Source organism: Chromobacterium rhizoryzae (assembly GCF_020544465.1).
In the GTDB taxonomy this organism is placed as follows: domain Bacteria; phylum Pseudomonadota; class Gammaproteobacteria; order Burkholderiales; family Chromobacteriaceae; genus Chromobacterium.
Window position 1 is genome coordinate 3279308 of the sequence record NZ_CP066126.1, and the last position, 22756, is coordinate 3302063.

General features: G+C 66.5%; 24 protein-coding genes. 13 read left to right on the forward strand and 11 right to left on the reverse strand.

What is annotated here, in order from left to right:
* Window positions 1-94: 94 nt before the first annotated feature.
* The 13 genes from JC616_RS14660 to JC616_RS14720 all read left to right on the forward strand — a co-directional run bounded on the left by JC616_RS14660 (window position 95) and on the right by JC616_RS14720 (window position 13099).
* Window positions 95-979 carry a hypothetical protein gene (locus JC616_RS14660; protein WP_227103883.1) on the forward strand — a complete coding sequence of 295 codons (885 nt, stop codon included), beginning with the start codon at window positions 95-97 and terminating at the stop codon, window positions 977-979.
* A 46-nt stretch (window positions 980-1025) separates the two neighbouring features.
* Entirely contained in the window at window positions 1026-1781 is a 756-nt protein-coding gene (locus JC616_RS14665) for an SDR family oxidoreductase (protein ID WP_107799130.1), read from the forward strand.
* 12 nt (window positions 1782-1793) lie between these two features.
* Window positions 1794-2696, forward strand: coding sequence for an alpha/beta fold hydrolase (locus tag JC616_RS14670; RefSeq protein ID WP_227103885.1), 903 nt, complete (start codon window positions 1794-1796; stop codon window positions 2694-2696).
* Entirely contained in the window at window positions 2689-3507 is an 819-nt protein-coding gene (locus JC616_RS14675; RefSeq protein ID WP_227103887.1) for an IclR family transcriptional regulator, read from the forward strand. Before JC616_RS14670 ends, JC616_RS14675 begins: the two co-directional genes overlap by 8 nt.
* 12 nt (window positions 3508-3519) lie before the next feature.
* Window positions 3520-4320: an SDR family oxidoreductase gene (locus JC616_RS14680; RefSeq protein ID WP_227103889.1), complete on the forward strand. Its 801-nt coding sequence runs from the start codon at window positions 3520-3522 to the stop codon at window positions 4318-4320.
* Entirely contained in the window at window positions 4310-5974 is a 1665-nt protein-coding gene (locus JC616_RS14685) for a thiamine pyrophosphate-binding protein (protein WP_227103891.1), read from the forward strand. Before JC616_RS14680 ends, JC616_RS14685 begins: the two co-directional genes overlap by 11 nt.
* A 4-nt stretch (window positions 5975-5978) precedes the next feature.
* Window positions 5979-6809: an aspartate dehydrogenase gene (locus JC616_RS14690; protein ID WP_227103893.1), complete on the forward strand. Its 831-nt coding sequence runs from the start codon at window positions 5979-5981 to the stop codon at window positions 6807-6809.
* Between the two features lie 8 nt (window positions 6810-6817).
* The gene (locus JC616_RS14695) at window positions 6818-8296 is read left to right on the forward strand and encodes an aldehyde dehydrogenase (protein WP_227103896.1); all 1479 of its coding nucleotides are present in this window, start codon (window positions 6818-6820) and stop codon (window positions 8294-8296) included.
* Window positions 8297-8400: 104 nt separating this feature from the next.
* Window positions 8401-9375: a VOC family protein gene (locus JC616_RS14700; RefSeq protein ID WP_227103898.1), complete on the forward strand. Its 975-nt coding sequence runs from the start codon at window positions 8401-8403 to the stop codon at window positions 9373-9375.
* 27 nt (window positions 9376-9402) lie between these two features.
* A complete protein-coding gene (locus tag JC616_RS14705; protein ID WP_107799138.1) occupies window positions 9403-9633 on the forward strand; it encodes a recombinase-like helix-turn-helix domain-containing protein in 231 nt (76 codons plus the stop codon).
* Between the two features lie 19 nt (window positions 9634-9652).
* Window positions 9653-10675, forward strand: coding sequence for an aromatic ring-hydroxylating oxygenase subunit alpha (locus tag JC616_RS14710; protein WP_227103900.1), 1023 nt, complete (start codon window positions 9653-9655; stop codon window positions 10673-10675).
* A gap of 51 nt (window positions 10676-10726) precedes the next feature.
* Window positions 10727-11686 (forward strand): PDR/VanB family oxidoreductase, encoded by a 960-nt coding sequence (locus tag JC616_RS14715; RefSeq protein WP_227103902.1) that lies wholly within the window; start codon window positions 10727-10729, stop codon window positions 11684-11686.
* 138 nt (window positions 11687-11824) lie between these two features.
* On the forward strand, window positions 11825-13099 hold the full coding sequence (locus JC616_RS14720; protein ID WP_107799141.1) for an MFS transporter: 1275 nt from the start codon (window positions 11825-11827) through the stop codon (window positions 13097-13099).
* A gap of 200 nt (window positions 13100-13299) precedes the next feature.
* Here the strand turns inward: JC616_RS14720 and JC616_RS14725 are convergent, their stop codons facing one another.
* From JC616_RS14725 to JC616_RS14775, 11 genes are all read right to left on the reverse strand, one after another.
* A complete protein-coding gene (locus tag JC616_RS14725; protein WP_227103904.1) occupies window positions 13300-14196 on the reverse strand; it encodes an alpha/beta fold hydrolase in 897 nt (298 codons plus the stop codon).
* Between the two features lie 192 nt (window positions 14197-14388).
* Entirely contained in the window at window positions 14389-14970 is a 582-nt protein-coding gene (locus JC616_RS14730; protein ID WP_227103906.1) for a uracil-DNA glycosylase family protein, read from the reverse strand.
* A 12-nt stretch (window positions 14971-14982) separates the two neighbouring features.
* Window positions 14983-16146 (reverse strand): cell division protein ZapE, encoded by a 1164-nt coding sequence (gene zapE, locus JC616_RS14735; protein WP_227103908.1) that lies wholly within the window; start codon window positions 16144-16146, stop codon window positions 14983-14985.
* Between the two features lie 170 nt (window positions 16147-16316).
* Window positions 16317-16940, reverse strand: coding sequence for a thiol:disulfide interchange protein DsbA/DsbL (locus JC616_RS14740; RefSeq protein ID WP_158274268.1), 624 nt, complete (start codon window positions 16938-16940; stop codon window positions 16317-16319).
* Between the two features lie 51 nt (window positions 16941-16991).
* Window positions 16992-17324 carry a hypothetical protein gene (locus tag JC616_RS14745; protein ID WP_107799146.1) on the reverse strand — a complete coding sequence of 111 codons (333 nt, stop codon included), beginning with the start codon at window positions 17322-17324 and terminating at the stop codon, window positions 16992-16994.
* A 291-nt stretch (window positions 17325-17615) separates the two neighbouring features.
* On the reverse strand, window positions 17616-17927 hold the full coding sequence (locus tag JC616_RS14750; RefSeq protein ID WP_227103910.1) for a DUF1484 family protein: 312 nt from the start codon (window positions 17925-17927) through the stop codon (window positions 17616-17618).
* 266 nt (window positions 17928-18193) lie between these two features.
* Complete coding sequence (locus JC616_RS14755) at window positions 18194-19522, reverse strand: amidase (RefSeq protein ID WP_227103912.1); 1329 nt, start codon at window positions 19520-19522, stop codon at window positions 18194-18196.
* A 185-nt stretch (window positions 19523-19707) separates the two neighbouring features.
* Window positions 19708-19914, reverse strand: a complete 207-nt coding sequence (locus tag JC616_RS14760; RefSeq protein WP_227103914.1) for a hypothetical protein — start codon at window positions 19912-19914, stop codon at window positions 19708-19710.
* 512 nt (window positions 19915-20426) lie between these two features.
* The gene (locus JC616_RS14765) at window positions 20427-21140 is read right to left on the reverse strand and encodes a 5'-methylthioadenosine/S-adenosylhomocysteine nucleosidase family protein (protein ID WP_227103916.1); all 714 of its coding nucleotides are present in this window, start codon (window positions 21138-21140) and stop codon (window positions 20427-20429) included.
* A 276-nt stretch (window positions 21141-21416) separates the two neighbouring features.
* Entirely contained in the window at window positions 21417-21800 is a 384-nt protein-coding gene (locus JC616_RS14770) for a hypothetical protein (RefSeq protein WP_227103918.1), read from the reverse strand.
* 395 nt (window positions 21801-22195) lie between these two features.
* Window positions 22196-22753: a DUF1120 domain-containing protein gene (locus tag JC616_RS14775; RefSeq protein ID WP_227103920.1), complete on the reverse strand. Its 558-nt coding sequence runs from the start codon at window positions 22751-22753 to the stop codon at window positions 22196-22198.
* Between the last annotated feature and the right edge of the window lie 3 nt (window positions 22754-22756).

The following is a 22756-nucleotide window of genomic DNA, read 5'->3' on the forward strand; positions in this document are numbered from 1 at the left end:
ATCATGTTCCACAAATAAATCCTTGTTTTATAGGTGGAACAAAAATAAAAACCGGCGCATTCAATGACGACCAGGTTTATGAGGAGAAACAGCAATGCCCCCTATCCGCTTGCCCTGTACTCGACCGTCCCGCGTCCGACGCCCCCGGACGCTGGCCGCGCTCTGCCTGGCCCTGTCCGCGCCCGCCTACGCCGCGGACTGGTCCGACACCTTCATCGGCTACCGCTTCGGCAACGCCTATCAGGAGCCCGGCAACAACCGGGACATCCGCAAACAGATCCTCACCCTCAACCACAGTTCCGCCTATCGCTTAGGCAGCAATTTCTTCGTGCTGGATTACCTGCGCTCCAACGGCGCCGACCCGTCCAGCTCCGGCGCGGACAACGGCGCCACCGAGTTCTATCTCGCCTACCGCCATCAGCTGCAATGGAAAAAGCTCAGCGGCAGCACCGCCGACTTCGGCCCGATCCGCGACTTCTCGCTGCAAGCCGGCTTCGACGTGGAAACCAAGAACTCCGCCTTTTCCCCGGCCAAACGCATGCTGGTCATCGGCCCCACCGCGCAGTTCGACGTGCCCGGCTACCTCAATCTGGCCCTGCTCTACGCGCGGGAATGGGGCGAATGCGGCCTGAACCCCTGCCGCCAGGCGGGCAACAGCAATAGCGTCGCCTTCGATCCCTTTCCGCGCCTGGAACTGGCCTGGGGCCTGCCCTTCCAGTGGGCCGGGCTGCCGCTGAAATTCCAGGGCTACGCCTTTTACAACGCCAAAAAGGGCAAGGATTACCAGAACCGGGACACCGCCGCCGAATACCTGATCCGCCCCTCGCTGATGGCCGATATCGGCCTGCTGGCCTTCAAGGCCAAGAACGCGCTCTGGCTGGGCCTGGGTTACGAGCTGCGCCGCAACACCTACGGCAACAGCGGCGGTCCCGGCATCGACACCAATACGCCCAGCCTGAATCTGGAATGGCATTTCTAATCCGTAAACGGCCTCGCGCCCACGCTAACCCTTTCAAGGAGATTTCATGCCGGACAACCTCAAGGACAGACGCATTCTGATCACCGGCGGCGCGCGCGGCCTGGGGCTCGCCTTCGCCGAAAGCGCGGCGCGCGAAGGCGCCGCGGTGGCGATAGCGGACCTGCGCCATGAACAGGCGCAGGCCCAGGCCGAACGACTGCGCGCGGCCGGGCATCAAGCCTGGGCGCTGCCGCTGGATCTGGCCGACCCGGACGCCATCCGCCGCTGCGCCGAGGACGCCGTCCAGCGCCTGGGCGGCTTGGACGGCCTGGTCAACAACGGCGCGGTCACCGATTCCGGCGGCGTCTCCGCCGCCGAGCTGGATATTGAGTGCTGGGACCGGGTGATGGCGGTGAACGTGCGCGGCGTCTGGCTGATGACCATGGCCTGTTCCCAGGCGCTGGGCGCGTCCGGGCGCGGCGCGGTGGTCAACCTCGCTTCCGACACCGCCTTGTGGGGCGCGCCGCGGCTGCTGGCCTACGCCGCCAGCAAGGGCGCGGTCATCGCCATGAGCCGCAGCCTGGCCCGCGAACTGGGGCCGGCCGGCATCACCGTCAACGCCGTCGCGCCCGGGCTGACCCTGGGCGAAGCCACCGAGCAGGTGGCGGCCGAGCGCCACCGCCACTATGTGGCGCAACGCGCGCTGGAACGGCCGCAAACCCCGGACGACGTCTGCGGCGCCGTGCTGTTCTGTCTATCCGACCTGTCCCGCTTCGTCACCGGCCAATTGCTGGCGGTCAACGGCGGTTTCGTCATGCACTGAAGGAAAACCGCCATGAGCGCACTGGACCTGCCCGCTAACGCCGATGAAACCCTGCTCCTCAAACTGCGCCGACGCTTGCGCCAATGTTTTCCGGAACGCCGGCTCCAGGTGAACGACCGCGTCGTCGCCTACCGCGAATGCGGCACCGGCGACGCCACCGTCGTGCTGCTGCACGGCATAGGCTCCACTTCGGCCAGCTGGATGGAGGTGGCCGCCGCGCTCGCCCCCCGCGCCCGCGTGCTGGCCTGGGATGCCCCCGGCTACGGCGACACCAGCCCCTTGCCGCAGGCCCGCCCCAAGGCAGACGACTACGCGCAGGCGCTGGAAGGCTTTCTCAAAGCCGCCGGCGTCACCCGCTGCGCCCTGGTCGGCCATTCCCTGGGCGGACTGATGGCCGCCGCCCATGCGCGCCGGCATCCGCAGCGGCTGGAACGGCTGCTGCTGGTCTCGCCGGCCCAAGGCTACGGCGCGGCCGATCGGCGCGCCGACGGCGCGCGCGTCCGCGGCGAACGGCTACGCGCGCTGCACGCCCAGGGCCTGGCCCAAGTGGCGGACCAGGCGCCGGCCAGGCTGCTCTCCGCCTCTGCCGACGCCGCCGCGCGCGCCTGGGTGCGCTGGAATATGGCCCAACTCAAGGAGGGCGGCTACGGCCAAGCCGTCGAACTGCTGACTGGCGACGACATCGCCCGCTACGCGCCTTCGCCGCTGCCGGTGACGGTGTTCTGCGGCGAGCGCGATCTGGCCACGCCGCCGGCGGATTGCCAGACCGTGGCCGCCGCCTTCAACGCGCCCTTCCATCTGATTCCCGGCTGCGGCCACGCCTGTCACGTGGAGGCGCCGGCGGCGCTCGCCGACTTGCTCAGCGCCGCTCTCGCCCCGTCCCACCCCCACACCAAGGAAGCCCATCATGGATGAGCAGAACCCCAACGACGCGGCCGCCCGCTATACCGTGCCGGCCCTGGAGCGCGGCCTGCGCCTGCTGGGCGAATTCAGCCGCGGCGAGCCCACGCTGAGCGCGCCGGAGCTGGCGCGCCGGCTGGCGCTGCCGCGCTCCACCGTGTTCCGCATGCTGGCCACGCTGGAACAGCTGGGCTTCATCGAACGCGCGGAAGGCGGCCGCGACTATCGGCTGGGCATCGCCGTGCTGCGCCTGGGTTTCGAATACCTGTCCTCGCTGGAACTGACCGAACTGGGCCTGCCGGTGCTGGGCCGGCTGCGCGACCGGATCGGCCACGCCTGCAGCCTGGTGGTGCGCGACGGACGCTCCATCGTCTACGTCGCCAAGGTCAACCCACCGTCCTGGATCGCCTCCAACATCAATATCGGCGCCCGGCTGCCCGCTCACGCCACCGTGTTCGGCCGCATCCTGCTGTCGGAACTGCCGCTGGAGAAACTGCGCGAGCTGTATCCGGAAGAGCATCTGGACATCCATTCCAGCCAGACCCCGCGCAACACGCTGGAGCTGTTCCACCTGCTGCAGCAAGACCGGGAGCGCACCTGCCTGGTGGGCGAAGGCTTCTTCGAAACCAATATCTCCACCGTGGCGGCTCCGGTGCGCAACCACGGCGGCGCCATCATCGCCGCCATCGGCGCCACCCTCCCCATGCCCAGGCTGGAGCCCGGCCAAGCCGATGCGCTGGCCGGCCACATCCGCGCCGCCGCCGCCGAGCTGTCCCGCGCGCTGGGCCACGCCGGCGGCGGCATGGGCAAAGTCATCCACCTGTGAACGGAGCCTCCGATGAGCTTTTGCGATCTTGATCAGTCCGTCGCCGTCATCACCGGCGGCTCCTCCGGCATCGGCCTCGCCTGCGTCGAACAATTTCTCGCCGCCGGCGCCGCGGTGGCTTTTTGCGGCCGCGATCCCGCCCGGCTGGCTCAGGCCGAAGCGCTGCTGCGGCAACGCTTCCCCGCCGCCCGGCTGCTGGCCCGCGCCTGCGACGTGCTCGACCGCGAAGCGGTGAACGCCTTCGCCGCGGAAACGGAGGCCGAGCTGGGCCCGGCGTCCATCCTGGTCAACAACGCCGGCCAGGGCCGCGTGTCCACCTTCGCCGACACCAGCGATGAAGACTGGCTGGACGAGCTGCGGCTGAAATTCCTGTCGGTCATCCATCCCACCCGCGGCTTCCTGCCGCAGCTGGAGCGCCGCGCGCCGGCCGCCATCGTCTGCGTCAACTCCCTGCTGGCCCTGCAGCCGGAACCGCATATGGTCGCCACCTCCGCCGCCCGCGCCGGCGTGCTCAATCTGGTTCGCTCGCTGGCCACCGAGTTCGCCCCGCGCGGCGTGCGCGTCAACGGCATCCTGATCGGCCTGGTCGACTCCGGACAATGGCGGCGACGCTTCGCCGAGCGCGAGGACCCAACACAAGACTGGGACCAATGGAGCGCCGCGCTCGCCGCGCGCAAACAAATTCCGCTCGGCCGGCTGGGCCTGCCGCAAGAGGCCGCCCAAGCCGTGTTCTTCCTCGCATCCCCGCTCTCTTCCTACACCACGGGAAGCCATCTCGACATCTCTGGAGGCCTGTCGCGTCATGCCCGATAAACACACTGTCACCGTCGGCGAAGCGCTGGCGATCTTCCTCGAAAACTGCGGCGTCAAAGCCGCCTTCGGGGTGATCTCCATCCACAATATGCCCATACTCGACGCGCTGAACCAACGCGGCCGCATCCGCTTCGTGCCGGCGCGCGGAGAGGCCGGCGCCGCCAATATGGCCGACGCCTGCGCCCGCACCACCGGGCGGCTGGGCGTCTGTCTGACCAGCACCGGCACCGCCGCCGGCAACGCCGCCGGCGGCATGGTGGAGGCGCTGACCGCCGGCACGCCGCTGCTGCACATCACCGGCCAGATCGAAACGCCCTATCTGGACCAGGAGCTGGCCTACATCCATGAAGCGCCCGAGCAGCTCGGCATGCTGCGCGCCGTGTCCAAGGCCGCCTTCCGCGTGCGCAACGCGCAAACCGCGGTCGGCGTGTTCAAACAGGCGGCGCGCGCCGCGCTGAGCGCGCCCTGCGGACCGGTCAGCATAGAAATCCCCATCGACATCCAGGCCGAGCGCATCCCGCTGCCGGCCGATCTTACGCCGCTGCCGCCCTTGATCGCCGTCCCGTCCGAGGCCGCGCTCGACGCGCTGGCGGACCGGCTGGCCGCGGCGCGCCGGCCGCTGCTGTGGCTGGGCGGCGGCGCGCGCGGCGCGGCCGACGCGGCTCAGCGCTTGCTGCGCCTGGGTTTTGGCGTGGTCAGCAGCACCCAGGGGCGCGGCATCGTGCCGGAAGACGATGAACGCAGCCTGGGCGCTTACAACCTGCACCCGCCGGTGGAGACCCTCTATCAAAGCTGCGACGCCATGCTGGTGGTCGGCTCCCGCCTGCGCGGCAATGAAACCCTGAAATACCAGCTCAAGCTGCCGCGCCCCTTATACCGCATCGACGCGGACCCCGCGGCGGAAGGCCGCGGCTACGTCGACGACGTCTTCGTCTGCGGCGACGCCGCATTGGCGCTGGACGGGCTGGCGCGGCGGCTGGAAGGCCGGATGCGCGTGGACCCGGCCCTGCCCGCCGATCTGTGGCGCGCGCGCCAGGCCGCCGTGGACGCGCTGCTGGACGGGCTGGGGCCCTATCGCCGCCTGGTGGAAACCTTGCAAGCCCGCATCGGCCGCGACTTCAACTGGGTGCGCGACGTCACCGTCTCCAACAGCACCTGGGGCAACCGCCAGCTGCGGCTGTTCTCCGCCACCGCCGGCGTCCACGCGCTGGGCGGCGGCATCGGCCAGGGGCTGGCGATGAGCATAGGCGCCGCCATCGGCGCGGCCGCTTACTGCAGCGGCCGCAAAACCCTGGGCCTGGCCGGCGACGGCGGCTTCATCCTCAATCTGGGCGAGCTGGCCACTGCGGTTCAGGAGCAGGCGGACCTGGTGATGATTCTGATGAACGACCAGGGCTACGGCGTGATCAAGAACATCCAGGACGCCCACTACGGCGGCCGCCGCTGCTATGTGGACCTGCACACCCCGGACTACGCCCAGCTGTGCGCCTCGCTGCGGCTGCCGCACCGCAAAGTGAGCCGGCTGGAGGAGCTGGATCAGGCGCTGACCGCGGCGCTGGAGCACAGCGGCCCCTTCCTGCTGGAAATCGACATGCTGGCGATAGGCCGCTTCAAAAGCGTCTTCGCCGGCCCGCCCACCAAGCAACAGGACTGAGCCCATGGACCGCTCTCATCCCAAACCCGTGCTGGACATCGCCCTGGTGGGCTGCGGCGCCGTCGGCGCCGGCGTGCTGGAAGGGATCGCGGCGGAGCCGGCCCTGCGCGTCGGCCAGGTGCTGGTGCCCGCGCCGGACGACGCCCGCGTCCGCGACACCCTGGCCCGCCTCGCCCCGCAGGCGAGGCCGCGGCGCGCGCTGGACCCGGACGCGGACGCGCCGGATCTGCTGGTGGAATGCGCCGGCCACGCCGCCGTCGCCCAACACGTGCTGCCGGCGCTGGAGCGCGGCATCGACTGCCTGATCGTCTCCGCCGGCGCGCTGACCGAAGACGGCTTGGCGGAACGGCTGGAACAGGCGGCCCGGCGCGGCGGCGCGCAAGCGCGCCTGCTCTCCGGCGCCGTCGGCGCCATCGACGCGCTGGCCGCCGCTCGTCTGGGGGGGCTGGAACAGGTGAGCTACACCGGCCGCAAGCCGCCGCTGGCCTGGCGCGGCACGCCGGCGGAACGGGATTGGGATCTGGCGGCCTTGAGCCAGGCGCAATTGATCTTCTCCGGCAGCGCGCGGGAAGCGGCGCGGCGTTTTCCCAAGAACGCCAACGTCGCCGCCACCGTGGCGCTGGCCAGCCTGGGCCTGGACCGGGTGCAGGTCCGGCTCTACGCCGACCCGGCCGCCCACGGCAACCAGCATTGCATAGACGCCCGCGGCGGCTTCGGCGAGCTCAGTCTCAGCCTGCAAGGCCAAGCGCTGCCCGGCAATCCGAAAACCTCCGCCCTCACGGTTTACAGCGTGGTCCGAGCCTTGCTCAACCATGTCCGGGCCATCGCCATCTAGGAGCCATCATGAGCACACTCCCCTCCCCCCTGCCCATTTGCATTGCCGGCGCGTGGCGGCCAGGCCGCGGCGATCTCTATCACAGCCGCTACCCCGCCACCGACGAAGCCGTGGCCGGTCTGCACGCCGCCAGCCTGGACGATGTGGAAGAAGCCGTCCAGGGCGCGCAACGCGCCTTCGACGCCAGCGGCTGGCCGCAGTGGAAGCCGCACCAACGCGCGCGGGTGCTCTACCGCGTGGCCGAAGGCATCCGCGCGCGCGCCGAAGAACTGGCCCAGTTGCAAAGGCTGGACAACGGCAAACCCATCCGGGAAACCCGCGCCTTGGTGGCCAGCGCCGCCGACACCTTTCAATTCTTCGCCGCCGCCTGCGAAACGCTGGAAGACAGCGTCACCCCCTCGCGCGGCGATTATCTGAGCCTGAGCCTGCACGAGCCCATGGGCGTGGTGGCCGCCATCACCCCCTGGAACTCCCCCATCGCCAGCGAGGCGCAAAAACTGGCTCCGGCCCTAGCCGCCGGCAACGCCGTGGTGCTGAAACCGGCCGAGGCCACGCCGCTGCTGGCGCTGGAGCTGGCCAGGATCTGCGAACAGGCCGGCCTGCCCAAGGGCCTGCTCAGCGTGCTGCCCGGCAAGGGCTCGCTGATCGGCGATGCCATCGTGCGTCATCCGCTGGTGCGGCGCGTGGCCTTTACCGGCGGCACCGCCACCGGCCGCCATATCGCCGCGCTGGCGGCGCAAAAACTGATGCCGGTCTCGCTGGAGCTGGGCGGCAAGTCCCCGACCATCGTGTTTGCCGACGCCGACCTCGACCACGCCGTGGCCGGCGTGCTCTACGGCATCTTCAGCTCCTCCGGCGAATCCTGCGTCGCCGGCTCCCGGCTCTTCATCGCCCGCCCGCTGTACGCCGATTTCATCGCCCGGCTGTCGGCCGGCGCCCGGCGCTTGCGCCTGGGCGACCCGGCCGACCCCCTCACCCAGATGGGACCGCTGATCAGCGCCGCCCACCGCGAACAGGTGGAAGCCCATGTGGCGCGCGCGCTGGAGGACGGCGGCCGCCTGCTCTGCGGCGGCGAGCGTCCGCGCGGCGCCCTGTTTGATCGCGGCCATTACTACCCGCCCACCATCGTCGACGGCCTGGACAACCAGGCGCGGCTATGCCGGGACGAAGTCTTCGGCCCGGTGCTGGCGGCGCTGCCCTTCGACGACGAGGCCGATCTGATCGCCCAGGCCAACGACAGCGTCTACGCGCTGGCGGCCGGCGTCTGGACCCGCGACGCGCAGCGCGCCTGGCGCCTGGCGCGCGCGCTGCAGGCCGGCACCGTATGGATCAACACCTACAAGCAGTTCTCGGCGGCCACCCCTTTCGGCGGCTGGCGCGACAGCGGGCTGGGCCGCGAAAAAGGCCGGCACGGCATCTTGCAATACATGGAGCAGAAAGGCGTGTACTGGGGGCTGAATCCGGAACCGCTGCCCTGGGCCAACTAAGAGTCCGCTCACAAAACCCCTAGCTGGGCTCAGGCTCTCTACGCGGTTTTGCCAGCGGCTCCAAACCGCATTCCACCGGCTTCACAACAAGAGGAGGATCCGCCATGGCGGTGCTTGGCATAGACGAAGTGAACTATCGCGCGGCCGATCTGGCCGCCTGCAAACGCTTTTTCCTGGATTGGGGACTGCGCCTGGAGCGGGAAAGCGATCAGCAACTGGAATTCCGCAGCCTCAACGACTGCGTGGTGCGCGTCTCCCACCCGGACCTGCCCGGACTGCCCGCCGGCCTGGAGGAAGGGCCCACCTTGGTGGAAGTGGTCTGGGGAGTGGAAAGCGCCGGCGATCTGGATCAATACGCCGCGCAGTTGCGCAATCTGCCCGGCTTCCGGCGCGAAGCGGAGCGGCTGCGCTGCCAGGACCCTTGCGGCCTGAGCATCGCGCTGCAAGTCAGCCGCAAGCGCCCGCTGCAACTGGACTGCGCCCGCTTCAACAGCTGGAGCGAACGGCCGCGCGTGGATCAGCGCGCCCCGGTTTACGAACGCGCCCAACCGATAGAAGTGGGTCATGTGGTGCTCTTCGTCGACCAGCGCGAAGCCATGGTGCGCTTTTACTGCGACCGGCTGGGCTTCGCCCTGTCCGACCAATACCCGCAACGCGGCAGCTTTCTGCGCTGCGCGCCGCGCGGTGGCCACCATGACCTATTCCTGCTGCAATTGCCCAGCGGCAAGAAAGGCCTCAACCACGTGGCCTTCGCCGTGCGCGACATACACGAAGTGATAGGCGGCGGCCTGGCCATGGACCGGCTCGGCTGGAAAACCGAACTGGGCCCCGGCCGCCACCCCATCTCCTCGGCCTACTTCTGGTACTTCGAGAACCCGGCCGGTGGCCTGGTCGAGTACTACAGCGACGAAGACGAACTGACCGAAGCCTGGCAGCCGCGCGATTTCGAGCCCGGGCCGGAACGCTTCGCGGAATGGGCGGTGACCGGCGGCCTGGACGGCCATACCCGCCGCCCCAAACACGCAGAGACGCCGCGCCGGGGCTTTCTCACCGACAAAACCGGCGAAACCGACCGCTAAACCGCACCCCGTCCCAAGGAGAACCCCATGAGCCGAGTCATCCCGTCCCGCTACCTGGAGCCCCGCCAGGCGCAGCAAACCGCCCCCACGCCTTACGAAGATCTGCTGGGCGACGCCCTGGAGCGCGCTTACGCGCAGGAAATCCACGATCTGAACGCCTTGCTTGCCCACCTGAACCAGCACGGCCCGTCCGCGCCCAACGGCGGCAGCTGGAACGAAGCGCTGTTCCGCGCCGAAATGGCGCGCCTGGCTCAATAAACCCATCGAGGAGAACATCATGAGCGATTTCAGCATGGAACAAATCGACGCCTATCTGGCCAAGGGCCTCAAAGACCGCTGGCACATGGTCTGTCCGTCCCGCTTCGTCGGCGACCGCGCCGTCAGCCTGCGCCGCCTCGGATACAAGCTGGCGCTGTGGCGCGAGCCGGCCAACGGCAAGGTCCACTGCCTGGAAGACCACTGCCCGCACCGCGGCGCGCCGCTGTCCATGGGCTTTGTGCTGGGAGACCGCCTGGGCTGCGCCTATCACGGCGTGGAGGTGGACTGCCGCGGCACCGTCACCCGGGTGCCGGGCAGCCCCGGCTGCAAGCTGGAAGGCGCCAAGGCCGCTCGCGCTTTTCACGTGGAGGAGCAGGCCGGCATGATCTTCATCTACAACGCCAGCCAAGAGGTGGCCGCGCCGCCTCCGCTGCGGCTGCCGGAGTATCTGAACTCCGACGAATGGAGCCACTTTCCCTGCTATGTGGAATGGGGCAACGACTACCGCTACGTGGCCGACAATGTGATGGACCCGATGCACGGCGCCTTCCTGCACAAGCAATCCCACACCATGTCCGAGGGCGCCAGCCAGGCCGAATTCGCCATCCGGGACCTGGAGCAAGGCTTCGTCTTTGAAAAAACCGGCCAAAAGAACGTCAACTTCGACTGGACCGAACTCATAGACGACGGCACGGCGATGTGGCACCGGCTGGAAATCCCCTATCCCAAGACCGGCGGCCCCGGCGGCAACTTCACCATCATCGGCATGTACACCCCGATCAGCCGCGAACTGTGCGCCGTGGTGTTCTGGCGCTGCCGCAAGGTCAGCGGCTGGCAGCGCGACACCTGGCGCTTTCTGTATAAAAACCGGCTGGAGGCGCGCCACTGGCAGGTGCTGGAACAAGACCGTGTAGCCTTGGAAAACATGGAGCTGGACGCCTGGGACCGGGAGTTCCTGTACCAGCACGATATGGGCATCGTGCGTCAGCGCCGCTATCTGCGCCGCCTCGCCGCCGAACAAATGGCCGCCGCTCAAGGCTGAACCCCGCGTCGGAGCGGCCATGCCGCTCCGCGCCCGCAACGAGATCCCGCCATGACTCAAACCCTGCTCACCCTGCGCCTGGAGGCGATGCGTCGCGAAGCCGACGGCGTGCTCAGCCTGGAGCTGGCCCGGCCGGACGGCGGCCCGCTGCCGCAAGCCGAGGCCGGCGCCCACATTGATCTGCACCTGCCCAACGGCATGGCGCGCAGCTACTCGCTGGTCACGCCGCGCTGCGCGCCGCGCGCCTACGTGGTGGCCGTCCAGCTGGACCGCGCCAGCCGCGGCGGCTCTCTCTACATCCATCAGCAGCTGCGCGTCGGCGCGGAACTGCCGGCTTCCGCGCCCCGCAATCATTTCCGGCTGGAAGAAAGCGCCGGCCAAACCGTGCTGATCGCCGGCGGCATCGGCATCACCCCCATCTACAGCATGTACGCGCGGATGCGCGAACTGGGCCGGCCGGTCAGCCTGCTCTACTGCGCCCGCACCCGCGAACAGGCGGCCCTGGCCGACGACATCGCCCGCGGCGGCCAGCCGATAGACTGGCATATCGACGCCGAAGCCGGCTGCCCGCCCAAGCTCGCCGGCTTTCTGGAGCGCTTCCCCGCCGACAGCCATTTCTATTGCTGCGGCCCCGGCCCCATGCTGGACAGCTTTGAGCAAATATGCGCGGACCTGGCCCTGCCCCATGTCCACATCGAACGCTTCGCCGCCAAGCCCGCCGCGCAGGCCGACGCCGCCGAACGCGCGCCCTACGAAGTGGTGCTGGCCCAAAGCGGGCGCAAGCTCAATGTGGCCGCCGGCCAATCCCTGCTCGACGCCTTGCTGGCCCACGGCGTCAAGGTGGACTGCAGCTGCCGGGAAGGCATTTGCGGCGCTTGCGAAACCCGGGTGCTGGACGGCGAGCCGGAGCACCACGACTCGGTGCTGAGCCCGGCCGAGCGCCGGGCCGGCAACACCATGATGATCTGCGTCTCCGGCTGCAAGAGCCGGCAGCTGGTCCTGGATCTCTAAACGCGCGCCCGCGATGGGCGCGACGGTCTCCCCCTTCACCACAACCGGCCCCAAGCGGGCCGGCGGGGAGCCTTTGCGCCCGCTGCCGGCGCGCCTCGAGCGGCGACAAGACCGCCCCACGCAATAGGAGAAAGAGCAATGAACACACGCAATCAACGCTGGCTGGGCGTGGCCACGCTGTTCCTGGTGGTCGCCATTTCCTACGTCGACCGGATCAATATCGCGGTGCTGATCACCCAGAACGACTTTCTGCGCCACCTGGGCATCACCGTGCACGATCGCGGCGCGCAAGGCTTGCTGGCCACCGCCTTCATGGCCGGTTACGGCCTGTCCGCCATCCTGTTCACCCCATTTTGCGCCGCTTTGTTCGGCGTGCGCCGCAGCCTGATCTACGGGCTGTGCCTTTGGGGGCTGATCACCTTTGTTTCACCCTGGTTCAACAGCTACGGCATGTTGCTGACGTCTCGCGCGCTGCTCGGCTTCGCCGAAGGGCCGCTGTTCGCGCTGGGCTCCTCCTATATCAAGGCCCACTTCGACAGCGGGGAAAGCGGCAAGCCCAACGCCCTGTTCAATATGGGCACCGGCCTCGGGCTGGCGGTCGGCTATCCGCTGATCGGCTACACCGTGGCGCTGCTGGACTGGGAATCGTCCTTCCACCTGCTGGGTCTGCTCAATGTGCTGCTGGGCGTGCCGCTGGTGCTGGCCTTCGTGCGCATGCCCCTCTCTTACGCCGCCTTGCCGCGGCCGGAGTCCCCGCGCGCCGCGCTCGCCACCGTGGCCGATCTATTCCGGGGGGCCTTCCACACCCGCCACATCCTGACCATGACCCTGCTCACCGCCGCTTTTCTCGCCTATCTATGGGGCAGCAGCAACTGGCTGCCGGCCTATTTGCAGCAGGCCCGGGGCTTCTCCCTGCGTGAAATGGGCTGGCTGGCCTCGCTGCCGCAATACGCGGTGGTGCTGGGCGTGCTGCTGGGCGGCCTGCTGCTGGATCTGACCCCGCGCCGCCGCGTGCCTTTGATCTTCATCTTCGCCAGTATGGGCGTGGCGCTGGCGGTGCTGCTGGCCATCAACAGCGCGGACCGCTACACCGCCGCCTATTGCCTGACCGCCGCCGGGCTGTGCTGGGGACTGCAAAGCCCGGCCATTCCCAGCACCGTCCAGTACTACTCGCGGGCCGAGCACGTGGCCTGCGCCTTCGGCATCACCAATGGCGTAGGCGGGCTGACGGCCGGCCTCATGCCGGTGTTGATGGGCTGGCTGATCAGCCTGAGCGGGGACAGCGGCGGCGGCTTCGCCATGGGTTTCGCCAGCCTGATCGGCACCCAGGTGGTGGTGATCGCCTGCGGCCTGGCCTTGCTGCGCGGAGACGCCGTCGCGACGGCTCAGACGCAAGCCAGGCCGGCGGTCTGAGGCCTGCCGGCGTCGGAATGGGAACAGCGCGCCGCGCGCGGCGCTTGTAAACCGGATATCAGAGCGTGTTTACGATCTCGCGAGCTAAGGCGAGACAAGGCGTTGCGGCTGAAAAAGCGGAGTGTACACACGGTACATGAGCATTTTGAAGCTGCTTTCAACGCCGTATCGCCGACGCGCAGCAGATCGTAAGCAGGCTCTCAGACGCCGGCCCGCCGCCGCGCGAACTCCAGCCACAGGGCGGCCACCCGGCGCGGCTGTTCCATCATCGGCAGATGGCCCACCTGCTCCAGCACCTGCTTTTCGCTGCCGGCGATGGCGGCGGCGAAGCAATCCGCGTCCTCCACGTGCAGGATGCGGTCCTCGCGGCCCCAGACAATCAAGGTCGGCGCCTGGATGCTCGCCAGCACCGGCCGCTGATCCACGCTGTCGAACAGATCGTCGAAAATCCTGCGCTCCACCTCGGCGCGTTCCGCCTTGCGCGCCGCCGTCACCTCGATGGCGAAGCCGGGCACCGGCGGCGGCCGGTACATCGCCCAGTCCAGCATCGCCCTCACCCCGTCCGCGCTCGTCATGTCCAGCATCGGGTTGTCCCCGCTGCGCTGCCACGACTCGGCCATTTCACTGGCGCTGACGCCGGCGCCGGCGGCGTTGAGCAGGGTCAGACTGGCCACCGACTGCGGATAGCGCGCGGCGAAGTTGGCGGCGATGGCGCCGCCCATGGAATTGCCGATCAGATGGACGCTCTCCACGCCCCAAGCCTCCAGGAAAACGCGCAGCCGGTCCGCCTGCGCCTCCACCCGGTAGCTGATGTCCAGGCCGGACATGCTGTCGCCGTGGCCGGGCAAATCCGGCAGGATCAAACGGAAGGTCTTGGGCAGGCAGCGCGCCAGCATCGCCCAATGGTCTTTCTCCGCGCCGAAACCGTGCAGCATCAGCACCGTAGGCGCGCCGGCCGGCGCCGGACGCTCCAGCCAGCTCAACTCGCCCTGCTCCAGCCGCAGCCGCCGCGGCCTCAAGCCGGCCCAGCGCCGCTGCTGGCGCACGCCCCAGTCAAACAACCATTGCTTGCCGTTCCAGATCCAGCGTCGCCACATTGCGGCCTCCTTGGAGAAACATTGATGGTGAATAGTGCTTAGAACGTGTTTACGATCTCGCGAGCTAAGGCGAGACAAGGCGAAAACGAGCGAAAAAGCGGAATGTACTCGTGGTACATGCGCATTTTGAGCTTGGTTTCAACGCCCATTTCTATCCATCCCGCCGACGCGCGGCAGATCGTAAACAGCTTCTCAGCCGCGCTCCAGCACCTCGGCCACCCGCTGCCGCAAAGCCGGCAGCAGCTCGGCCTCGAACCAGGGATGACGGCGGAACCACAGCTGATTGCGCGGGCTGGGGTGCGGCAGCGGCAGCAAGGCCGGCCAATGTTCGCGCCAACGCTCCACCGCCTCGGTCAGCCGCGGATAGCGGCCCGGCAGGTGATAGCGCTGCGCGTACTGCCCCAGCAAAATCGTCAATTGCAGATGCGGCAGGCCGGCCAGCAAGGGCCGGCGCCAGGCGGCCGCGCATTGCGGCGGCGGCGGCAGATCGCCGGATGGGCCGGTGCCGGGATAACAGAAGGCCATCGGCAGGATGGCGATGCGGGTTTCATCGTAAAACACCGTCTTGTCCACGCCCAGCCAATCGCGCAGCCGCTCGCCGCTGGGGTCGTCGAAAGGCAGGCCGGACGCATGCACGCGCCGCCCCGGCGCCTGGCCGGCGATCAGGATGCGCGCGTCCGGATGCCATTGCAGCACCGGGCGCGGGCCGTGCGGCAGGCTGTCCGCACACAGCCGGCAGGCGCGCACTGCTTGCAGCAGGCCGGCGGCGTCCATGTCCGCGGCCGTTTACAGCACCACGCCGACCGGCGGCTGGTCGTGGGTCTGGCCGACGGACTGGTGCGGCAGCTCCAGATAGCTGCGCGATTGCATCTCGGTCAGCCGGCTGGCGGTACGGAAGAATTCGCCGGCCTGCAGCCCCTCGGTGTACAGCTGTTCCGGCTCGGCGGCGGCGGAGGCCACCAGCTTGACGCGGTTGTCGTAGAACACGTCCACCAGCCAGGTGAAGCGGCGGGCGATGGACGCCTCGCGCGCGGTGATCTTGGGGATGCCGCTGACGAAGACGGTATGGTATTCGGTGGCGATTTCCAGGTAATCGGTCTGCGCGCGCGGGCCGTCGCACAAGGCCAGGAAATCGAACCAGATCGCCCCGGCGGCCAGGCGCTTGACCGGAATCTCGCGGCCCAGCACCTCGATGGCGCGTTTTTTCTGCTCCACGCCGTGGCTCAGGCGCTGGAACAGCTGCTCCATCTTCTCCTCGCTGGCCGCGTCCGCCGGCACCATGAACAGCGGTTCGCGCGTCAGCTCGCGCAGCCGGTAATCGTTGCCGCCGTCCACGTTCAGCACTTTCAGCTCGCGCTTGATCAGTTCAATGGTGGGCAGGAAGTTCTGCCTTTGCAGGCCGTTGGGATAGAGGCCGTCCGGCGCGTAGTTGGAGGTGGTGACCAGCACCACGCCGCGCTCGAACAAGGCCGACAGCAGCCGGCCCAACATCATCGCGTCGGCGATGTCGCTGACGTGGAATTCATCGAAGCACAGCAGACGGGTATCGCGGGCGATCTTGTCGGCATAGGCCAGCAAGGGGTCCTTGCTGCCGGCCAGCGCGCGCAACTCGCGGTGCACCTCGGCCATGAAATTGTGGAAATGAATGCGGCGCTTGCGGCGGTAAGGCACGCAGGCGTAGAAGGCGTCCATCAGAAAGCTCTTGCCGCGCCCCACCCCGCCCCAGAAATACAGGCCTTTGGGCACGTCCGGGCTGCGCAGGCTGCGCCCGAGGAAGCGGTTGCGCTTGTTCTTGAACTCCACCAGCTGATGCCACAGCAGGTCCAGCTCCTCGATCGCCGCCGCCTGGGCCGCGTCGTGGATGAAGCCGGGTTTTTCGCTGGCGGCCTGATACCAGGCCTTGGGGCTGAGATGGGCGTTCCCATCCGGGGAGAAAGTATGCTGGGACATGGGCGGCGGAGTGTGCAAACGCTATAAACGATACGGTCCGCCATCATACCCCGTTTGGACCTGCGGGCAAAAACGATGCGGCCGCCCGATAAGGCGGCTGCGTGCTATCAAGAAGCGGCTCAATGCCCGCCGCGCATGGCGATGCGGCATTGAACCGCTTGTCGAAACATTCAGACCTGGCCGTTTCTTTGCGCCCTCACCTTGGCCAGCAGCGCGTCCAGCACTTTCCGCGTCTGCACCGGCTGGGCCGCGGCGAGCACGTATTTGCCGTCCACCACCAGCATGGGCGTGCTGCTAATCCGGTAATCCTTGGTGAACTTGGCGGCGGCTTCCACCTGGGCTTTGACCGCGAAGGAATGGTATACCGCCATGGTCTTGGCGGCGTCCACGCCCGGCTGGCGGCGCAGCCATTTCTCAAACTCCGCCTCCTTGCCCAGATTGATCTTGTCGTGCTGCACCGCGCGGAAGGCGGCCACATGCAAACGATCCGCCAAACCCGCGGCGTTCAGGGTGGCGAACACCCGGGCGAAGCCTTCCATCGGCCGGCCCCACACCACATGCTTGCGCACCACGTTCACATCCTTGGGCTGAGCCTTCAACCAGGCCGTGATCGCGGCGTCCTGAGCGTAACAATAGTGACAGGGATAGGAGAAAAACTCCGCCACCTCGATCTTGTCGCCGCTGGACACCGGATGCGGCTTGGGCAGCACCAGATAATCCTTGCCCACCGTCGGCTGCGCTTGCGCCGCGCCCAAGGCCAATAAAAACCAGCACAACAGCAAAAATGCTCTCATGAAAACTCCGCTCATATGGAATCCGCCGCCGGCCGGCCGCCCCAGTCAGATTCAGGCCGTGGCCAGCAAAGTCGGCACTTCGGCCGTCTTTTCCACCTTGTTCAGCTTGGGCTCGGTCTTGCCCAGCGAGCGCAGGCGCTGCAACTCTTCCCTCAACAGCTTGATTTCTTCCTGCATTTTCTGACGCATGTCCGCCTCCGCCTTGCGTACGTCCAGGCTCAGTTTTTTGTCCATTTCCGACGTCAACTTCTCATCGAGAAACGATTCGTACTTTTTGAACAACTCATCGCGGTAAACATCCAGCTGCAAACGCAACATGAGGTTTTCCTCCTCCATTTCGGCCAATTTGTGCTGGAACTGGGCGACATTCATATTGAAGTTCATGCTTTCTCCTAGCAGATGGCTCGCAAACGGCGCGATCAGCTCGTGCCGACAGGCCGGAGCGGGATTCCGGTTAAAAAAATATCCCTCTCCACGCAGGGAGAGGGAGGCAAACATAATGGGTTTGCAATAGACACTAGGCAGCTCAACACCGGGGGATCGGCGTGAGACCCTATGCGGCAGGGCGCCGCACAAGATGAGGCAAGTATGCGCAAGCGCGCCGTCAAAAAATATCTGACCAGTACGAAAAGCCGGCCCCGACGCGCTGTTGCGCGCGCATCGCCGCGGCGGGGCTCAAACCAGGCGGTTAAGAACGTTCAAGCCCTGGCTCAGCCGCTGCTGCACCGGCTCCAGCAAGGCCGCCGCCTCCTCGCTGCGGAACAACAAGGGTTCGTCGCGGCGTTGCAGCACGGTCAGGATGGCTTGCAAACCGACATGGGCTGAGCGGATCTCCATCAAGCCCTGCAACAGGCAGGCGTCCATCTCCGCGCACTGCAAAGCCATCTGCCGGCCAAGATGAAACAGCGCGTGCTGATCCGGCTGGGCGTCGAGCAAATCCTGGTTCAACAGCTTCAGTTGCTCCATCATGGGTAATTGGCCTTTCATCACCGTTCTCCTTAGACCCGCTAACAAAACCCCTGATCCTGCGTTGCGCCTCCTTGCCGTACGACTTGTACTGCCTGCGTCGGCGCGCCTTGGCTCAGGTTCTCTGCGAGGTTTTATTCGCGGCTCTTAATGAACCTGTTCAACGTCTGCCACATCGCATGATGAGTGCCGGCTTCAGAACGCTCATGCCCCACTTGCGCACTCCGCTTCTTCAGCCGTTTTCGCCTTGTCTCCCTCTCGCGCGCCAGACCTTGAACCGGCCCGGTTCAACACTCCAACACGCGCTCAATGCCGGCGGCGATTTTCAGGGTATGGGTGTCGCGGCCATGCAACCCGCACACGCTCAAACCGATCTGAGCCGTCAGCGGCAGGCTGAGCGCGCAGCCGTCCAGCAGATTGGCCACAGCGCTGTTGCGCTGAGCCAGCCGGTTCAAACGGCCGTAGTCCTCGTCGTCGTCCAGCTCCGCCAGCCTGGGCGGCAGAATCGCCACCGTGGGCATCAGCCAGGCGTCGGCCATGGACAGGCGATGCGCGGCGACGGCTTGCAGCGTGCGGCGACGCTCCAGCAGCTCCAGATACCTGACCGCGCTCTGACCGGCCCCCTGCCGCAGATGTCGGACCACGCGCGGGTCGTAGTAAGCGCCGTCCTCGCTCTCCAGCCGCTCGCCATGCTCGTGCCAGGCCTCGGCCGCCGCCAGCCCGCCCTGGGCGTCCATGTCCGCAATCCAGCCAAGCTCGGGGAAATCGAAACGTATGATGCGGGCGCCGGCCTGGGACAAACGCGCCAGGGCCTCGTCAAAAGCCTGGGCCACGGCGAGGTCCAGATGCTCGGCAAGATAGTCTTCGGTCACGTAAAGCCGGCGTTTTTTCACGTCGGGGGGCTGACCGCGCGCATGAGAGGGCGTCCAGCCGCTACAAAGCACCGCGTCCAGGATGGCGCAGCAAGAAACCGAGCGCCCCAGCGTTCCGATGGAATCCAGCGACGGCGACAAGGGCAGGCAGCCCTGCATCGGCACCCGCTTCGCCGTGGGCTTGAAACCGACCAGGCCGCAAAAGGCGGCGGGAATGCGCGCCGAGCCGCCGGTGTCCGAGCCCAGCGCGGCAACGCTCATGTCCAGGGCCACGCTGACGGCCGCGCCGGAACTGGACCCGCCCGCCACGCGTTCCGGATCGCCGGGATTGCGCGGGGTGCCGTAATGCGGATTCAAGCCCAGGCTGGAGCAAGCGAACTCGCTCATATTGGTGCGCCCCAGCAGCACCGCGCCGGCCGCGCGCAGCTTCGCCACCACGGTTGCATCCTGCTGCACCGGCGGATTTTGCTTCCGCACCACGGAGCCGGCGGTGGTGATCTGGCCCTGGACGTCGAACAGGTCTTTGACCGACAGGGGAAGACCCGCCAGCGGCGTGGGATAGAGACCGACGGCGTCGATGTGCCGGGCGGCGGCCAGCGCAGCTTGGGCGTCCACATGGGTAAACGCCGCGCCTCCTGCCGCCCTATGGCCGGCGATGACGGTCAGCGCCTGCTCCGTCAGCGCCACGCTGCTGGTTCTGCCCAATTGCAAATCCCGATGCAACTGCATCACGGTCGCTTTCATGCCGTGCCCTCCCCGGCGTTGACGCGGCGGGCATCTCTCCCCTGCGGTTTCTCCACCGACGCCCGGCTGCGGCGCGCCCCAAACTCATGATGTTGCGACATGACGATCTCCCGACTACATGCGATGGCTAAAGTGAACTCCTCGTGAAAATGTGAAATCCGCGCGCAGGCGCGGGCCGCCCTTGTTTAACGGGCGGCGTCCGGCTTCAAGCACGACGCGGCGGCGGCCTCCGAATGGGCCGGCGCGGGCGGCGCGGTCTTGAGCGCCTCATCAGTTTCGATGTAAAGGGTTTGCAGGCGGGCGGCGCAATCGTCCAGCACCTCAAGCGAGAGGCGCGCCAACAATTGCAGATGGGACGGTTCGCTGCCGCTGCGCTTGGCTTGGATCGCCATGAGCGCGGAACGCAATACAGTGAAGCAATTCAAGGCCTGCGCGCAAGCAAACGCGGTTTGGGACAGCAAGTACTGGCGTTCTTGGCAAGCGGCCGGGGGTGGTTTGGCAAAAGCGGGGGAAAAATCAGAAGGAGTCATTGCAGTCTCCAAGTCAGCTTTGGAAGCCTGCTCGGATACGAGCAGGAGCGTGACAAGGTGGCAAGACCGGTTCCCTTATTAAGGCCGGCAGCCCCGAGAGGCTCCCTGCCACGCCCTGCCCAGATGCAAGTGCGTGGCAACAGACGTGCGGGGTCCTGGCGGACTCTGCGGGTCTGCGAATAAGGGAAAAATAGGCTTGCCTGCCCGGCGCGGCGTTATTTGGCGCAGCGCGAGGCAAAGAGTACTGAGACGGGGGCGGAGCGTCAAGCCGGAGACGGCCGCCCGGCCAGGCGGGAGATCAAACGGGGGAAATGAAGAAGCGGTTCAAAGCCCGGCAAGCCAAAGCGGGACTTTGAACAGCCTCTTGGCAGGCTTCAAATGGCGGACAGCAGCTTCAACACGGCGGCGGACAGCCGCTCCGCGCGCAACTCAATGCCATGCTCGGGCGTACCCGTATCGTGCCATCGGCTGTCAATAATATTGCTGACCGCCCGCAGCACCAGCACCGGCGTGGAGCCCAGCCGGCGGGCGGCGCGCATCACGCCGGAGGCTTCCATCTCAATCACGCCGCCTCCCAACTCCAACATCAAGGGAAATAGGGAGGAAGGGACTGGGAACTGGTTGCTGCTGAAGATCAGCCCCGGCTTCACCCCAGGCAGCGCTGTCAGCTTCTCCAGCCAATAGCGGTCCACGTCCCATTCCGTCTCCAGCGGAGCATGGGTATTGCTGTTAAACAGACAGGATTCAAACAGCGTGCCTTTCAGGATCTTGTCGATGCCGTAAAGATCCATCTGCACGACTTTGCTGCCGGCGACGACATCGCCTATCTCCCAATGATCTCCCACTGCGCCTGAAGTCCCCAGCAACAAGACCAGATCGATATCCCGTTGCAGCAGCACCGCTTGAGTGGTCAAGGCGGCGTCTTCCGTGCCCACGCCGGTTTCGGCCAGATAGAGCTGGTGGAGATTGTATTGAAGGCTGCGACAGGACAAAGCGCCGAGCATGGGCTCAGGCTCCCACGCGGCGGACAGCTGTTGCGACAGCAGGGCGGATTCGGCGGGAAAGGCCGACAATAGCAAGATATTCATGTTGTGCCCTAATAAGAGCCTGTTCAAAGTCTCGCGAGCAAGAGCGAGACAAGGCGAAAATGAGCGAAAAAGCGGAATGTACTCGTGGTACATGAGCATTTCGAAGCGGTACTCACCGTGTGACGTCTCACGACGCGCGGCAGAGCGTAAACAGGTTCTGAGAGAGCCCATTGCGGATACGCCTGCGCCCCTGGAGCCAGGCCGTGAACAGCCTGCCCGGCGCCGGCTTGCTCAAGGTCGATTTCATCGGCTGATCTTGAGCCCGCAGACGCCAACCTACCAATGATCTCCGGAGGCTCCGGATAGCACGGTGTGCTGAGGGGACTTACGCGCTTCTGTCGGCAAGGCGTAAGCGCGCCATGGGGCATGCATGGATCTCAGAACATCCTGCTCGCACAAACCAGAAGCAAGCCGCAAGACAATGGTGGTCATTCCATTGTCCGCCTTGATCCCCTCCACCGAAAAAGCCGCGCTATGGGTAACAATGCCTTCAATATCGCCCCGGCTTAAGGTGATGTCGCTGACTTTATGATGGCCAATGCCGATGCTTAGCTGAATGTGCTGGTTCTCATGGGAAAACGCGTTGAGTAAAGAGTCGTCGACTGCGACCTGAAATGACTTCAGCATGATTTCTATACCTTTGCCTAAGAGCGTATTCATGACCTGGCCAGCAAGAGCGAGACAAGCCGAAATCACAACTGACATGCCTCACGGCCAGGAATAATGCTAGGCGCAACGCTACGCTTAATTTTTCCGGATTTTAATAGGACGGGTACTAAATTAAGGCAGCAAAGGATATTTCATATCGATACCGTTTTTGACAGCGTTCTCTTCTCGCCAGCAAGACCGGCAGACGCAAGGCGGGATGGGGAATCCGTTGGCGGCCCTACAGGCTTGAGACATCAGTGGGCGGAGAAAAAGTCAGGCTCCGCCCAAGCGCTTGATCGGTTCAGGCCCGCCCAAACAGGAACGACGCCTGGAGCGGCAAACACACCCCTGAGGCTGCGTCGGCGCGTCTTGCCTCAGCCGTAACGCCGATTTTTATTAACCGCTCTTTAACGGTCGTCCCTCTCCAGCAACAGGCGCCCGCCGCTGCTCAAATGCTCCACATCGCGCGCGCGCAGCGTATCGGCCGTCACCTGGGCGTCCACCCAGATTTGCGCGGTAAACAGCTTGCCGCGGGCCGGCTTGCCGTCCGCCACCGCCCATATTTTATGTTCGGCGTCCACCGCCACCTCCGCCGCAGCCTGCTCCAGCGCCGCCTGTCCGGTACGCACGGCGGCCAGCAACACCGGCTGGCCATCCAATTGCGCCGCGCCCATGCTCATCCGGTAGTGGCCCTTGCCGTTCCACAAGGCCATGCCCTTGGCGGCCGGCTCCGCCTCCAGCCGCAGCCGGATGGCGCTTGGCTGCTCGCATTGAACGCTCAGCGTCATCCGCCGCTTGCCCAAGGCCAACACCCCGGACTTGGCCCTCTTGAACTGGCCTTTGTTCAACACGCCGTAATCCAACTGCTCGCCGCTCAAGCGCATCACGCAGTTGTCGGCCAACACGGCCTGGCACAAGAGCAGGCCGCCCAGACCGGCCGTTGCCCGCTTAATCATCGACTTCATTCC

Excerpts from the sequence above, each read along its gene's own strand:
- JC616_RS14690 (WP_227103893.1), top strand. The coding sequence starts at position 5,979 with ATGGACCGCTCTCATCCCAAACCCGTGCTGGACATCGCCCTGGTGGGC.
- JC616_RS14685 (WP_227103891.1), top strand. The coding sequence starts at position 4,310 with ATGCCCGATAAACACACTGTCACCGTCGGCGAAGCGCTGGCGATCTTC.
- zapE (WP_227103908.1), bottom strand. The coding sequence starts at position 16,146 with ATGTCCCAGCATACTTTCTCCCCGGATGGGAACGCCCATCTCAGCCCC.
- JC616_RS14680 (WP_227103889.1), top strand. The coding sequence starts at position 3,520 with ATGAGCTTTTGCGATCTTGATCAGTCCGTCGCCGTCATCACCGGCGGC.
- JC616_RS14660 (WP_227103883.1), top strand. The coding sequence starts at position 95 with ATGCCCCCTATCCGCTTGCCCTGTACTCGACCGTCCCGCGTCCGACGC.
- JC616_RS14730 (WP_227103906.1), bottom strand. The coding sequence starts at position 14,970 with ATGGACGCCGCCGGCCTGCTGCAAGCAGTGCGCGCCTGCCGGCTGTGT.
- JC616_RS14750 (WP_227103910.1), bottom strand. The coding sequence starts at position 17,927 with ATGAAAGGCCAATTACCCATGATGGAGCAACTGAAGCTGTTGAACCAG.
- JC616_RS14670 (WP_227103885.1), top strand. The coding sequence starts at position 1,794 with ATGAGCGCACTGGACCTGCCCGCTAACGCCGATGAAACCCTGCTCCTC.
- JC616_RS14700 (WP_227103898.1), top strand. The coding sequence starts at position 8,401 with ATGGCGGTGCTTGGCATAGACGAAGTGAACTATCGCGCGGCCGATCTG.
- JC616_RS14695 (WP_227103896.1), top strand. The coding sequence starts at position 6,818 with ATGAGCACACTCCCCTCCCCCCTGCCCATTTGCATTGCCGGCGCGTGG.
- JC616_RS14725 (WP_227103904.1), bottom strand. The coding sequence starts at position 14,196 with ATGTGGCGACGCTGGATCTGGAACGGCAAGCAATGGTTGTTTGACTGG.
- JC616_RS14705 (WP_107799138.1), top strand. The coding sequence starts at position 9,403 with ATGAGCCGAGTCATCCCGTCCCGCTACCTGGAGCCCCGCCAGGCGCAG.
- JC616_RS14720 (WP_107799141.1), top strand. The coding sequence starts at position 11,825 with ATGAACACACGCAATCAACGCTGGCTGGGCGTGGCCACGCTGTTCCTG.
- JC616_RS14760 (WP_227103914.1), bottom strand. The coding sequence starts at position 19,914 with ATGGCGATCCAAGCCAAGCGCAGCGGCAGCGAACCGTCCCATCTGCAA.
- JC616_RS14755 (WP_227103912.1), bottom strand. The coding sequence starts at position 19,522 with ATGAAAGCGACCGTGATGCAGTTGCATCGGGATTTGCAATTGGGCAGA.
- JC616_RS14740 (WP_158274268.1), bottom strand. The coding sequence starts at position 16,940 with ATGAGAGCATTTTTGCTGTTGTGCTGGTTTTTATTGGCCTTGGGCGCG.
- JC616_RS14775 (WP_227103920.1), bottom strand. The coding sequence starts at position 22,753 with ATGAAGTCGATGATTAAGCGGGCAACGGCCGGTCTGGGCGGCCTGCTC.
- JC616_RS14715 (WP_227103902.1), top strand. The coding sequence starts at position 10,727 with ATGACTCAAACCCTGCTCACCCTGCGCCTGGAGGCGATGCGTCGCGAA.
- JC616_RS14745 (WP_107799146.1), bottom strand. The coding sequence starts at position 17,324 with ATGAACTTCAATATGAATGTCGCCCAGTTCCAGCACAAATTGGCCGAA.
- JC616_RS14765 (WP_227103916.1), bottom strand. The coding sequence starts at position 21,140 with ATGAATATCTTGCTATTGTCGGCCTTTCCCGCCGAATCCGCCCTGCTG.
- JC616_RS14675 (WP_227103887.1), top strand. The coding sequence starts at position 2,689 with ATGGATGAGCAGAACCCCAACGACGCGGCCGCCCGCTATACCGTGCCG.
- JC616_RS14770 (WP_227103918.1), bottom strand. The coding sequence starts at position 21,800 with ATGAATACGCTCTTAGGCAAAGGTATAGAAATCATGCTGAAGTCATTT.
- JC616_RS14665 (WP_107799130.1), top strand. The coding sequence starts at position 1,026 with ATGCCGGACAACCTCAAGGACAGACGCATTCTGATCACCGGCGGCGCG.
- JC616_RS14710 (WP_227103900.1), top strand. The coding sequence starts at position 9,653 with ATGAGCGATTTCAGCATGGAACAAATCGACGCCTATCTGGCCAAGGGC.